Genomic DNA, 12,205 nt, shown 5'->3' with positions numbered 1-12,205 from the left:
AATGCGAGGCCATCATGGAAAGGTGGGGACGGGGGACGACCATGGGGCCAGTGATGCTGTTGTTCGCGATTGGATTTCTTCAATCGACGGAGGTGCCCAAAGGCCCTTTGGCGACCCCGCTGAAGCCCAAGAGCCCACCGGGTAGTTGGGCCACAAATGACGACTACCCCTCTGAGGCAATTCGGAAAGAGCAATACGGTACACTGCACTTCACGTTGACGATCGATGCCACCGGTAGGCCAGATAGCTGCCATATTACCTGGACCTCAGGATTCGCGGAGCTAGATCAATATAGTTGTGCGATTTTCCTCAAGCGCGCCAAGTTCTATCCGGCGCGCGATGGTGCGGGAAAGCCGATTCGTGCGACTTTTTCGAGCACCTTCAGGTGGGAAATTCCCGGTGCACCGAAAGCACGGGATGTGCCGGGAATCGACTTGGTGGTGGAGGTGGCCAAGCTGCCGACTGGGTATGCAAGACCCGCGCTGACGCGCGTGCATTTCGCGAGGTCAGGCAAACCCGATTCCTGTCGTGTGGAGGCGAGCAGCGGCAACGCCGCGATCGACAAAGTGGCGTGCGAGCAAGTGATGTCTCAGTCGCCCGCGCCGAACGAACGCATCAATGGGGGCGGCATGCCCGATACGCGCATGGTGCAGGTAACGTTCGAGCCGACGGGTGCGAAGTGATCGGGACGGTCGATGAACAGCTGCAAGCGCTACGTCTGTCGCTCTGTCCGGGGGTGACGGCGAAGAGCCGAGGGTAGCGGGCTCAAGTGGAAACATTTCTGCCTCGCCAGCGCGCATTCCCCATTGGACGAACGGCACCCGGCACACTATGTCGCACGCTTCTGCCCTGAGAGAGCCGAATTGAACCTGTTGCTTCTCCTCACTGCGCTGCTCGCGAGCCTGACCGGCAACGGTTCGGGCGATCGCGTGGTGCGCCAAGTGCAGGGCGTGGCGGTGGTGCAGGCGGCGCAGGCGGCGGAGGCGGTGGCGAGCCGCACGCAGCGGGCGATCCCCGCAGTGCCGGCGCCGCGGCGCGTCGAAGCGCAACGGACCATCTGGCCGCAAAGCGAAAGCACACCGCTTCCCGCAACCTATCTGCCCTTCGAGCGTCGGCTCGAGTGAGGCTGTGCGCGGCGCGCTGAGGCGGCCGCCCTTTTTCGTTTTCGCATGACGCGGGTGCCCGGAGGACCGGCTGCGCTCGCCCGACAACCATCTTATTACGACAGGAATTCACCATGCTCGGCGGCCTTGCCAAGACCCTTTTCGGCTCCTCGAACGAACGCTACGTCAAATCGCTCGGGGCGATCGTCCAGAAGATCAACGCGTTCGAACCCGCCATCTCGGCGATGGACGACGCCACCCTCGCCAACCAGACGGTGTTGTTCCGCGAGCGGCTGGCGAACGGCGAGAAGCTCGACAGCATTCTCCCCGAGGCCTTCGCCACGGTGCGCGAGGCGGCCAGGCGCACACTCGGCCAGCGTCATTATGACGTGCAGATGATCGGCGGCATCGTGCTCCACCGCGGCGAGATCGCCGAGATGCGCACCGGCGAAGGCAAGACCTTGGTCGCGACGCTGGCGACCTATCTCAACGCGCTGCCGGCCGAGGGCGTCCACGTCATCACCGTCAACGATTATCTCGCCAAGCGCGACGCCGAATGGATGGCGCAGGTCTATGGCTTTCTCGGCCTCACCACCGGCGTGATCATCCCGAACCTGACCGATCAGGAGCGCCGCGACGCCTATGCCGCGGACATCACCTACGGCACGAACAACGAATTCGGCTTCGATTACCTGCGCGACAACATGAAGTATGACCGCGCATCGATGGTGCAGCGGCCGTTCGCCATGGCCATCGTCGACGAAGTCGATTCGGTGCTGATCGACGAAGCGCGCACGCCGCTGATCATCTCGGGGCCCACCGACGATCGCAGCGAGCTCTATATGGGCGTCGACGCGATCGTGAAGCAGCTCGTGCCCGTAGATTACGAAAAGGACGAGAAGCAGCGCACCGTGGTGCTGACCGAGGACGGCACCGAGAAGGTCGAGCGGATGCTCGAAAATGCCGGCCTGCTCCAGGGCGCCAATCTCTACGATTTCGAGAACACCCAGGTGGTCCACCACCTGAACCAGGCGCTGCGCGCGAACGTGATGTTCAAGCGCGACATCGATTACATCGTGAAGGAAGGCAAGGTCATCATCATCGATGAGTTTACCGGCCGCATGATGGACGGCCGGCGCTGGTCGGATGGCCTGCACCAGGCGGTGGAAGCCAAGGAAGGCGTCCAGATCGAGCCGGAGAACCAGACGCTCGCCTCGATCACCTTCCAGAACTATTTCCGCATGTACCCCAAGCTCTCGGGCATGACCGGCACCGCGGCCACCGAGGCGGCGGAATTCTACGACATCTACAAGATGAACGTCGTCACCATCCCGACCAATCTGCCGGTCGCCCGAGTCGACGAGGAAGACGAGTTCTACAAGACCACCGAAGAGAAGTTCGGCGCGATCGCCAAGAAGATCCGCGAGCATTCGGCCAAGGGCCAGCCGGTGCTGGTCGGCACCGTCTCGATCGAGAAGAGCGAATTGCTCTCCGAGTTCCTCAAGAAGGAAGGCGTCGAGCACGCCGTCCTGAACGCGCGCCACCACGAGCTGGAAGCGGGCATCGTCGCGCAGGCGGGCCGGCTGGGCGCCGTGACGATCGCCACCAACATGGCGGGCCGCGGCACCGACATTCAGCTGGGCGGCAACCTCGAATTCCGCATCCATGACGAGCTGGAAGGCATGGAAGAGGGCCCGCAGCGCGATGCCGCGATCGAGCAGATCAAGGCCGAGATCGCCGCCGAGAAGGCGCGCGTGATCGAGGCCGGCGGGCTGTTCGTGCTCGGCACCGAGCGCCACGAGAGCCGCCGCATCGACAATCAGCTGCGCGGCCGTTCGGGCCGTCAGGGCGATCCGGGCCTCAGCCGCTTCTATCTGAGCCTCGACGACGATCTGCTGCGCATCTTCGGTTCGAACACCTTGTTCGCCAAGATGATGCGCAACAATATCGAGGACGGCGAGGCGATCGGCTCGAAATGGCTGTCGAAGGCGATCGAGACCGCGCAGAAGAAGGTCGAGGCCCGCAACTACGACATCCGCAAGCAGGTCGTCGAATATGACGACGTGATGAACGATCAGCGCAAGGTCATCTACGAGCAGCGTGCCGACATCATGGATGCGGACACGGTGGGCGAAGTCGTGACCGACATGCGGCTGGAGACAGTCAATTCGATCGTCGGCGAGGCATGCCCGCCCAACTCCTATCCCGAGCAATGGGACGTCGCCGGGTTGAAGGAGAAAGTCTCGTCGATGCTCGCGATCGAAGCCCCGGTCGACGAGTGGATCCGCACCGAGGACGCGATCGGGCCCGAGCTGGTCGAGGAGCGCATCCGCGAGATGGCCGACGAGCACGTCAATTCCAAGGCGGCCGAGCTCGATTCCGAGACCTGGACCCAGATCGAGAAGTCGATCCTGCTCCAGAATCTCGACCATCACTGGAAGGAGCATCTCGCGATGCTCGATGCGCTGCGTCAGGTCGTCCATCTGCGCGCCTACGCCCAGAAGACCCCGCTCAACGAGTATAAGCACGAAGCCTTTGCGATGTTCGAGCGGATGCTCGCGAACATCCGCGAGGACGTGACCCGCACGCTCGCTTTCGCGCAGTTCCGCATGGCGCCCCCACAGGACCTGCCCGAGCTTCCGGACTTTCTGACCACGCACATCGATCCGCTGACCGGTCTCGACAATAGCGGCGATTATGACGGCGGCGCGGCGGGCATGGTGTTCAATCAGCTGCCGCCGCTGAGCATCCCGCAGCCCTCGGGCGAGGATCTCGGCACCGATCCGGCGCAATGGGAAGGACTGGTCAGCCGCAACGCGCCGTGCCCGTGCGGTTCAGGACTCAAGTACAAGCACTGCCACGGCGCCCTGACGGCGTAAAAAAGGAAAGCCCCTCCCTGCTTGCAGGGAGGGGTATGGGGTGGGTGCGCGCGTCTGCGCGCCTAAAAGAATCGTCTCGCTGAAAAGCAACAGTTGCGGCATCGAGCCGCGCCTGTTGCTAAACCACCCCTAGCCCCTCCCTGGAAGGGAGGGGGATAAGAGGTCAGCGCGTTTCGGGCATCCTGATCTGGGGGCCGAGGCGGTCGAGCACTTCGCGCGCGTCGAAGGCGCGGACATTGGTGCTCGGCTTGGGGCCGCGGCCGGTCACGATCTCGGCCATCGCCTCATATTGGCGGACGGTGCGATAGTCCCAGTCGCGGTCGCGCCAGAAGGGGTCGTCCCAGAACGGATCGTAGCTGCGCCAGCCCCAGCGCGGTCCGCGATAGAAGCGCCACGACGGGCTCCAATAGCCCCAGGGTCCCGGGCCGTAATATGGGCCCGGCGTGCGATAGGTGTCCGTCTTGGTCTCGGTGTCGCGCGTGACGAGGATGAAATGATCGAAGCCGCGCTGCACGGTGAGTTCGGCCGCGCGATAGAGCAGATAGCGCTCCACCGTCTCGCGCGAGGTGAGGCTGTTGCCCGCGAAGCTGACGCGGAAGCGGTTGCTCTCGATCTGCTCGTCCGAGAAGCCCATCCGCGACGAGGCGGTGGCGGGCTGATAGGGCGTCGCGGTCATGCACCCCGCGAGCGCGGCGCTGCCCGCGAGCGCTGCTGCCAGCGCCAGGATGCGCGGGCGTCTGGTTATGCTATTTAGCATGGTTCCTCCGGTAGTTACGGCGAGGGGCGGAGATGCCGATCGCAAGTCGAACGCGCACGGGACGGGAAAGGCTCCGCGGTGAAGACACGATGAATCGTGCGCCTTGGGCGATTGACGGAGGCTGAACGGCGGTCAGGCGATCCGCTCCGGGATTTCCATCGCCGCCTCGGTGAGTTTGGCGCGCGGCGCCATCGCCTCCCAGGGGAAGATGAACCAGTCCTTGGTCACGCTGCGGTCGATCGTGCGATGGCGATACTCGACGCGCTGGGCGGAGACCTTGTTGTCGATCAGCACGGCGAAGCGGATATTCGCGTCGATCGCGCCCTGCACGGCGAGCGCGGCGCGGATCGCGCCGATCGTGCGCCCGCTGTCGTTGATGTCCTCGACGAACAGGAGTTGGTCTCCGGCGCGGGTGCGTTCGGCGAGAACCGCGACGAGCGCCGCGCCGAACGAGGCGATGCCGGCCGAATGGTCGATCGAGACGAGCTGGATATCCATGCGGTGCGAGAGATACACGCCCGGCGCCAGCCCGCCGCGGCCGATGCCGACGAGCAAAGCGGGGCGCCAGCCCTCGGCCTCCATCGCGGCGGCGAGTGCCTCGATGCCCTCGACCATGTCGTCATGGCTGTAGGGGGAAAAGGTGATTTCGGTCACGTATGCGCGTCCACATAGGCGTCGAGCGCGGCGAGATGCGCCGCGACGGCATCGTCAGGCAAGAAAGAACCGAGGAAACTGTTGCGGGCGAGCGTGACGAGATCGTCGCGGTCGAGTTCGCGGCCCTTCGCGATCGCGCGATAATTGTCGCCGATATAGCCGCCGAAATAGGCCGGGTCGTCCGAATTGACCGTCGCGCGCAGGCCCAGGCGGAGCATGCGGTCGATGGGGTGCACGTGGATCGAGGCGACGTTGCAGAGCTTGACGTTCGACAGCGGGCAGACAGTGAGCGTCATGCCCGAGCGTGCAAGCCGGGCGACCAGGGCCGGGTCCTCGAGGCTGCGATTGCCGTGGTCGAGCCGATCGACATGGAGCAGGTCGAGCGCCTCGTGGACATATTCAGGCGGACCTTCCTCACCGGCATGTGCGACGCGCCTGAGACCCATCGCGGCGGCGGCCGCGAAAACGCGCTCGAACTTGGACGGAGGATGGCCAATCTCGGACGAATCGAGCCCGACCGCATCGATCCGGTCGATCCAGGGCTGGGCCTGGCTGAGCGTCTTGAACGCATCCTCCTCGTCGAGATGGCGCAGGAAGCAGAGGATCAGCTTCGACGTGAGGCCGTGCTTCGCCTCCGCCTCGGCCATGCCCGCGAGCAGGCCGTTGGCGACCACGCCGAAGGGGATGCCGCGATGCGTGTGGGTCTGGGGATCGAAGAAGATCTCGGCGTGGACGACGCAGTCGGCAGCGGCACGATCGAAATAAGCGAGCGCGAGGTCGCGAAAGTCCTCCTCGGTGCGCAGCACATCGGCGCCGGCATAATAGATGTCGAGGAAGTCCTGGAGGTTCGAGAAATCGTAGGCGGCCCGCACCTCTTCCACGGACGCATAGGGGATCGCGACATTGTTGCGGCGGGCGAACTCGAACATCTGCTCGGGCTCCAAGCTGCCTTCGATATGAAGGTGCAGCTCGGCCTTGGGCAGACCGGCGATGAAGGCGTCGAGATCGCTCATCGCCCGAGCATCGCAGGGGCGGGGGAGCGGCGCAAGGGACATGGGAGCGCGATCGCGCGTTGTTGCACCATGCCCTCGAGCGTGATCCGCGGATGGAAATATGACGAGGACGAGCAGCGGCTCGACATCCTTTTCGTCAGCGGCAAGCGCTACAGCTATCATGACGTGCCGCCGCGGGTTGCGCAGGGGATGCGCGAGGCATTCTCGAAGGGGAGCTATTTCAACCGCCGCATCCGCGATCACTTCGCGTTCACCGAGCATGGGGCGCGGGCGTCACTCGCCGATCAGGTTTAACGCGATCTGGCGCCGATGCAGGCGGCGGCGGTGTTCGAACAAATAGATGCCTGCCATGTGCCGAGCTCGAGACGGCCGCCGATCAGCGGAATCGCGAGCTGGAGGCCCGTGAGCGTCGCGCGGAGATGCGCGGGCACGTCGTCGGGGCCTTCGTCGTCATGCGCATATCAGTGGGGCTGTGTCGGCACCGATTCACGCGTCACGGGCTGGCGATTTCTTCGCGACGCGAAGGTCGTGCTATCGAAGCGCGATCTGGGCGAACGCTGTTCGGATCTAAAACTGCTGGGGTGATGAGAATGCCGACTGGGGACCGCGACGAATTCAACCTGCAAGAAGCATTCGAATATGCGCGGTCCACCATCCAGACATTGATTGCAATCAACGGAGGTGCGGCAGCGGCGATTATCGCCTTCTACGGGCAAGCCCTCTCCGCCGGCAAAGCGTCTGGCGCGGCGAAGGGCATGCTCGCGGATGCCTTGACGGCGTTCACTCTCGGCGTCGTGTTCGCGACACTTACATTGATCCTCGGTTATCTCACGCAGCGATTTTGGGGCGCGAACCATCCTTCCGACGCCGACACGGCGATTCGCGAGGGGGCGGCGAATGCGTTTAATGTTGTGGCGATTGCATGCGCGCTACTCGCCCTGGCCGCATTTATCGCGGGCTGCTTCTCGGCAAGGAACGCCTTCTTGCTCTGACGTTGGTCGACATGAACGAACCGCGAATGTCTAAACGCAAGTCTAAATGCGCCGTAGCCTGATGGCTGCAGACGCGCAAAAACTCCAGCTTTTCTGAGGCCTTGAAGTGGCTCCCCGGGCCTGATTCGAACAGGCGACCATTCGATTAACAGTCGAACGCTCTACCGCTGAGCTACCGGGGAATACCGTCTTCTTAGCGACCATGGCCGCTGCGGAGGCGCGCCTATAGCAGCGGGATTCGCGGAAAGGCAAGCCTTCTCGCGCGGCGGTCGTACAAGCATTGCAATGTAGGATTTCGAGTGCTTCAAAAGAGGTGCCGGGAGTGCTCCTCCCGGCTGCTCTTTGAATAGCCGGTATATTCGGACTCTCGATCCGATATCAGCTAAGTCGTTGAAATTGCTCGATTGTATCGGCGGCGAAAAGCGCGATTCCGCCTAACCTTTCCTAACCTTTGAACGCGCGCCGCAATCAGGCGATGAATTGTTCCATCGTTATGCGGTCGTCCAGGGCATGCTCGGGATCGAACAGCAGCGTGAGGTCGCGCATATGGTCGATTGCGACATCGACGCGAGCGACTTCGCGGACTTCGCGCTGATCGGCGACGGCGCTGACGGGACGCTTGTCGGCCTCCAGCACCTTGATGCCGATGCGGGTCTTCTCGGGAAGGATCGCCCCGCGCCAGCGCCGCGGCCGGAAGGGGCTGATCGGGGTGAGCGCGAGCAGCGCCGAGCCGAGCGGCAGGATCGGGCCGTTGGCGGATAGGTTGTACGCGGTCGAGCCCGCGGGAGTAGCCACCAGCATGCCGTCCGCGATCAGCTCTTCCAGCACGACGCGGTCGTTGACCGTGACTTCGAGCTTGGCGGTCTGGCGCGTCTCGCGGAGCAAGGAGACTTCGTTGATCGCGGGCAGCACGCATTGTTCGCCGCCGACCGTGGTCGCGGTCATGCTGAGCGGTGAGACCCGGAAGGGCTTGGCACGGGCGAGGCGCTCTTCGAGGCGCTCCAGCCGCCAATCGTTCATCAGGAAGCCGATCGTGCCGAGGTTCATCCCGAACACGGGAAGGATGCGGCGGCGCTCGAGCATCGCGTGGAGCGTCTGGAGCATGAAGCCGTCGCCGCCGAGCGCCACGACCTGCTCGGCCTGATCGAGCGGGACCCATTCATAGGCTGCGCGGAGTTCGTCCGCGGCGATTTGTGCCGGGGGCGTCGGCGAGGCGACGAGCGCGCGTGCGATCATCCGCCGGTGACGCTCATGTGACGCGCAACGGCAGGCGCCGAACCCGGGGCGATGCGGAAATCATGCGCGGCGGGCTTCAGGTCGAGCGCTTCGCTGATGCGTGCATCGACTTCGGCGAGCCCGCCGGTGCGGATCGCCTCGCGCAGATCGACCGAATCTTCATGGCCGAGGCACATGTGGAGCTTGCCGTCGGTGGAGAGGCGGACGCGGTTGCAGGTCGCGCAGAAATTGCCGGTGAGCGGCGAGATCAGGCCGAGCCGGGTGCTCGTTCCAGCGAGCCGCCAATAGCGCGCGGGGCCGCCGGTCTGGTAATCGTCGGGAGCCAGATCGAAGCGGTCGCGCAGGTCGGCGAGCACGCGCGGGAGCGGCAGGAAGCGATCGGCGCGGTCCTCGTCGATCTGGCCGAGCGGCATCGTCTCGATCAGCGTGAGGTCGTGGCCCTGCGCGCCCGCCCAGGCGAGCATCGGCGCGATCTCGTCCTCGTTGAGGCCCTTGAGCGCCACCATGTTGATCTTGACGCGCAGGCCCGCCGCCTTCGCCGCCGCGATTCCGCCCAGCACCTTGGCGACATTGCCGTGGCGCGTGATGTAGCGGAACCGCTCGGCGTCGCGGCTGTCGAGGCTGACGTTGATTCGCCGCATGCCCGCCGCGAACAGGTCCTCGGCATGCTGGGCGAGTCGAGTGCCGTTGGTGGTAAGGGTCAGCTCGTCGAGTCCGTCGCCGACCTGACGGCCAAGGCGGTGCGCCAGCTCGATCATGTCGCGGCGGACCAGCGGCTCGCCGCCGCTCAGCCGGATCTTGCGCACCCCGCGTGCGACGAAGCGCTCGGCGATCAGCGCGATCTCCTCGAGCCTGAGCAGTTCCGCGCGGGGCAGGAAGGTCATTTCCTCGGCCATGCAATAGCGGCAGCGAAGATCGCAGCGATCGGTGACCGAGATGCGCAGATAGGTGATCGCGCGGCCGTGGCGATCCACCAGCTTTTGGTCACGAGTGGCGAGGGCGCTTGCCATGACGCCCGGGGTAAGGCCTTGCACGCAGGCAAACAACCCTTGCGATGGCGGCGGGCACAGGTTCCCGCTATCGAGGGGCGAATGGATGACAATTTCACGATCGCCGACGCCGCCACCGCCACCGATACGCCGGTGTTCGTGCTTTCCTTCCGGCAGCGCGACGAAGTGGCGGCAGCCGCGGCCGGCGGAGGCTGGCGCGTCGTCGCGGCGCGGCGCCCCGACGGCCTCGAGCAGCGTTTCCTCGCGAGCGGGGCCAATGTCGCGGTTATCGATGCGCGCGGGGCGATGAGCGAAGGGCTCGACGCGACGAAGGCGCTGGGCCGGGTGATCGAGGCGCATGGCGGGGCGATGCTGATCCTTGTCTCGCAGAGCGACACGGTGCACATGCGGCATTTCTACGATGCGGGGGCGACGCATTTCCTTGGCAGCCCGATGTCGTCGGCGGCGATGGCGCATGCGATTCGCTTCGCGCAGCGCCATGTCGAGCGGCTTGCGCGGTCGAGCGGGCAGGGCACGGGTGCCGCCGAGCCGCTGGGATGGCGATTCGACCCCGAAATGCGATCGCTGCAGCTGACCCCCGGATTGGCCAATCTGCTCGGACTGAGCGAGGCGCCGGGGCTGCTCTCGGTCATGCGGCGCCTCGATGCCGACGACCGGAGCCTCGTCAAGGCGGCGCTGAAGCGACTGGACAGGCATCAGGGCTCGACTGCCTTCGCGCATGATCTGGGCGGCGTGGGGCGTGTGGTGCAGCACCTGCAGTTCGATTCGAAGAGCGGCGCGCTCCATGCGTTGGTCGAGGCGCTGGGAATCGCACCGGACGCCAGCGTTGCGGTGCGCGACGCGCTCACCGGCGCGCGCGATGCCACCAGCGCCCGGCGCTGGATCGATCGCGAGCTGGCGGAAGGCAAGTCGGTCGGCGCGATCCTGATCGGCCTCAATCGATTCGAGACCGTCAACACCGCTTATGGCCGCGAAGCGGGCGATGCCCTGCTGCGCGGCGTTTCGCGCAGGGTCGCCGAAGTGGCGCGCGAGCTGCTCGGGCGCGAGGCGATCGTCGCGCGGATCGGCGGATCGGAATTCCTGGTCGCGAGCCATGATGCAGGCGGCACGCGCCTCGCCGAGGCCGAGGCACGGCTGGAGGAGGCACTGAGCCGGCCGTTCGTGGCGGGCGGCGAGATCGCGCATCTGGGCGCGCGGATGGTCAGCGTGGCGAGTATCGCGGGTGACTCGGCGGGAAGCCTGTTGCGGCGCACAAGCGAGGCGCTGCTGGGCGACGCGGTTCCCGCCGAGCCAAACGCTCCGCCGATCGAGGAACTCGCCAACGATCTGCATCGCGCGCTCGAACGCAGCGAGATCGGCGTGCGCTTCCAGCCGCAGGTGGCCATCGCTTCGGGGCAGATAGTGGGTGTCGAAGCCCTGGCGCGCTGGCAGCACCCGCAGCTCGGCGAGATCGGAGCCGAGACGTTGTTCATGGCGGCGGAGCGCGCGGGGCTGGAGGCGCAGCTGAGCGATCATGTCCAGCGGCGTGCGCTCACGGGCGCCTCGCAATGGCCGTCGAAGCTGGGCAAGCTGCGGCTGTCGATCAACGTGACCGCGACCGATATCGCGCGCGCCGGATTCGCCGACAGCCTGCTCGGCCGAGTCGATGCCAGCGGTTTTCCCCGCGCGCGCCTGACGGTGGAGATCACCGAGAGTGGGATCATGGCCGATCTGACCGAGGCGGCGCGATTGCTCTCGCAGCTTCGTGCGGCGGGATGCCGGGTGGCGATCGACGATTTCGGCACGGGCTATTCCAGCCTTGCCTATCTGAAGGCACTGCCGCTCGACTATCTCAAGATCGACAAGCGCCTGAGCCACGACATCACCGGCGCCCATCGCGATCGGGTGGTGGTGCGCGGGGTGATCGACATGGCCCGGTCGCTGGGACTCGCGGTGGTTGCCGAGGGGGTCGAGACCGACGCGCAGCTCGATCTGCTGGCCAAGGAGGGGTGCCAGTATTTCCAGGGCTATCTGTGCGCCGAGCCGCTCGACGTGCCCGCGCTCGCCAACCTGGTGCAGGGATGAGCGATCCGCAGGACCTGACCGGCGTCTGGTATGGCCGCTATACGGCGGATCAAGACCATCAGGACAATGGCTTCATCGCGCTGCTGGAGGAATTGCACGGCGCGGTGACCGGTACGATCAGCGAACCCGACGAAGGCAGTGGCGGCATCCGGCGCGCGAGCGTGCGCGGCGCGCGCGATGGCGCGAGCCTGAGCTTCACCAAGCAATATGACGGCAGCGGCGGCTGGACCCATAGCGTCGATTATGCCGGGAACATCGATGCCGACGGCACGCTGGTGATGGGCGGCTGGGTGGTCGAGGGGTTCACCGGCGCGTTCGACATGACCCGCGAGAAATTCGATGCGGAGGCGCTGGAGAGCGAGGAGGACGTGGCGATCGTGATTGGCCGCCGAGCCTAAGGGCTCGAGGGGCGAGCTCGACCAGATTCGTCACCCCGGCCTTGTGCCGGGGTCCACTAAGCCTCCCGGAAATGCCTTGAAGCTCTTGCTCGGCCGTCG

General features: G+C 65.3%; 12 protein-coding genes, 1 tRNA gene and 1 pseudogene. 7 read left to right on the top strand and 7 right to left on the bottom strand.

The window, feature by feature from the left end; genetic code table 11:
- Positions 1-53: 53 nt before the first annotated feature.
- The 3 genes from BR78_RS21225 (at position 54) to secA (ending at position 3,982) form a co-directional block, all read left to right on the top strand.
- The gene (locus tag BR78_RS21225) at positions 54-683 is read left to right on the top strand and encodes an energy transducer TonB (RefSeq protein WP_197021267.1); all 630 of its coding nucleotides are present in this window, start codon (positions 54-56) and stop codon (positions 681-683) included.
- A gap of 180 nt (positions 684-863) precedes the next feature.
- Entirely contained in the window at positions 864-1,124 is a 261-nt protein-coding gene (locus BR78_RS20815; RefSeq protein ID WP_029935010.1) for a hypothetical protein, read from the top strand.
- A gap of 113 nt (positions 1,125-1,237) precedes the next feature.
- Positions 1,238-3,982, top strand: coding sequence for a preprotein translocase subunit SecA (gene secA / locus BR78_RS0103755; protein WP_029935009.1), 2,745 nt, complete (start codon positions 1,238-1,240; stop codon positions 3,980-3,982).
- Positions 3,983-4,145: 163 nt separating this feature from the next.
- Here secA and BR78_RS0103750 read toward each other — a convergent pair whose 3' ends face one another.
- From BR78_RS0103750 to BR78_RS0103740, 3 genes are all read right to left on the bottom strand, one after another.
- Positions 4,146-4,739 (bottom strand): CC0125/CC1285 family lipoprotein, encoded by a 594-nt coding sequence (locus tag BR78_RS0103750; RefSeq protein WP_037565918.1) that lies wholly within the window; start codon positions 4,737-4,739, stop codon positions 4,146-4,148.
- 132 nt (positions 4,740-4,871) lie between these two features.
- Entirely contained in the window at positions 4,872-5,393 is a 522-nt protein-coding gene (locus BR78_RS0103745; protein ID WP_029728618.1) for a phosphoribosyltransferase, read from the bottom strand.
- Entirely contained in the window at positions 5,390-6,406 is a 1,017-nt protein-coding gene (locus BR78_RS0103740) for an adenosine deaminase (RefSeq protein ID WP_029728617.1), read from the bottom strand. The genes BR78_RS0103745 and BR78_RS0103740 overlap by 4 nt, the downstream gene beginning before the upstream one ends.
- A gap of 81 nt (positions 6,407-6,487) precedes the next feature.
- Here BR78_RS0103740 and BR78_RS0103735 point away from each other — a divergent pair, with 81 nt between their 5' ends.
- Complete coding sequence (locus tag BR78_RS0103735) at positions 6,488-6,700, top strand: KTSC domain-containing protein (protein WP_231478135.1); 213 nt, start codon at positions 6,488-6,490, stop codon at positions 6,698-6,700.
- Here BR78_RS0103735 and BR78_RS20345 read toward each other — a convergent pair.
- Positions 6,680-6,867, bottom strand: a pseudogene (locus tag BR78_RS20345) (YjbQ family protein); the annotation flags it as partial. The gene BR78_RS0103735 and the pseudogene BR78_RS20345 sit on opposite strands and share 21 nt — an antisense overlap.
- Before the next feature lie 129 nt (positions 6,868-6,996).
- Here BR78_RS20345 and BR78_RS0103725 point away from each other — a divergent pair.
- Complete coding sequence (locus tag BR78_RS0103725) at positions 6,997-7,398, top strand: hypothetical protein (protein ID WP_029728615.1); 402 nt, start codon at positions 6,997-6,999, stop codon at positions 7,396-7,398.
- Between the two features lie 107 nt (positions 7,399-7,505).
- Here BR78_RS0103725 and BR78_RS0103720 read toward each other — a convergent pair.
- The 3 genes from BR78_RS0103720 to moaA form a co-directional block, all read right to left on the bottom strand.
- Positions 7,506-7,580: transfer RNA gene (locus BR78_RS0103720), tRNA-Asn, on the bottom strand.
- A 286-nt stretch (positions 7,581-7,866) separates the two neighbouring features.
- Positions 7,867-8,634, bottom strand: a complete 768-nt coding sequence (locus tag BR78_RS0103715; RefSeq protein ID WP_029728614.1) for an NAD kinase — start codon at positions 8,632-8,634, stop codon at positions 7,867-7,869.
- Positions 8,631-9,644, bottom strand: a complete 1,014-nt coding sequence (gene moaA / locus BR78_RS0103710; protein WP_029728613.1) for a GTP 3',8-cyclase MoaA — start codon at positions 9,642-9,644, stop codon at positions 8,631-8,633. Before moaA ends, BR78_RS0103715 begins: the two co-directional genes overlap by 4 nt.
- Before the next feature lie 81 nt (positions 9,645-9,725).
- On the opposite strand from moaA, the gene BR78_RS0103705 reads away from it, so the two are divergent.
- Both BR78_RS0103705 and BR78_RS0103700 read left to right on the top strand, forming a co-directional pair.
- A complete protein-coding gene (locus tag BR78_RS0103705; RefSeq protein ID WP_037565914.1) occupies positions 9,726-11,708 on the top strand; it encodes a putative bifunctional diguanylate cyclase/phosphodiesterase in 1,983 nt (660 codons plus the stop codon).
- Entirely contained in the window at positions 11,705-12,106 is a 402-nt protein-coding gene (locus BR78_RS0103700; protein ID WP_029728611.1) for a hypothetical protein, read from the top strand. Before BR78_RS0103705 ends, BR78_RS0103700 begins: the two co-directional genes overlap by 4 nt.
- The last annotated feature ends 99 nt before the right edge of the window (positions 12,107-12,205 follow it).

Origin of the sequence: Sphingomonas sp. UNC305MFCol5.2 (assembly GCF_000712135.1) — a bacterium.
Taxonomy (GTDB): Bacteria; Pseudomonadota; Alphaproteobacteria; order Sphingomonadales; family Sphingomonadaceae; genus Sphingomonas.
Note: the sequence above shows the minus strand (reverse complement) of the source record. Positions and strands in the feature narration are given on the sequence as shown.

What these genes read in the sequence shown, in the direction of transcription:
- BR78_RS21225 (WP_197021267.1), top strand. Translation starts at nt 54, where the DNA reads ATGCTGTTGTTCGCGATTGGATTTCTTCAATCGACGGAGGTGCCCAAA.
- secA (WP_029935009.1), top strand. Translation starts at nt 1,238, where the DNA reads ATGCTCGGCGGCCTTGCCAAGACCCTTTTCGGCTCCTCGAACGAACGC.
- BR78_RS0103750 (WP_037565918.1), bottom strand. Translation starts at nt 4,739, where the DNA reads ATGCTAAATAGCATAACCAGACGCCCGCGCATCCTGGCGCTGGCAGCA.
- BR78_RS0103740 (WP_029728617.1), bottom strand. Translation starts at nt 6,406, where the DNA reads ATGAGCGATCTCGACGCCTTCATCGCCGGTCTGCCCAAGGCCGAGCTG.
- BR78_RS0103725 (WP_029728615.1), top strand. Translation starts at nt 6,997, where the DNA reads ATGCCGACTGGGGACCGCGACGAATTCAACCTGCAAGAAGCATTCGAA.
- BR78_RS0103715 (WP_029728614.1), bottom strand. Translation starts at nt 8,634, where the DNA reads ATGATCGCACGCGCGCTCGTCGCCTCGCCGACGCCCCCGGCACAAATC.
- moaA (WP_029728613.1), bottom strand. Translation starts at nt 9,644, where the DNA reads ATGGCAAGCGCCCTCGCCACTCGTGACCAAAAGCTGGTGGATCGCCAC.
- BR78_RS0103705 (WP_037565914.1), top strand. Translation starts at nt 9,726, where the DNA reads ATGGATGACAATTTCACGATCGCCGACGCCGCCACCGCCACCGATACG.
- BR78_RS0103700 (WP_029728611.1), top strand. Translation starts at nt 11,705, where the DNA reads ATGAGCGATCCGCAGGACCTGACCGGCGTCTGGTATGGCCGCTATACG.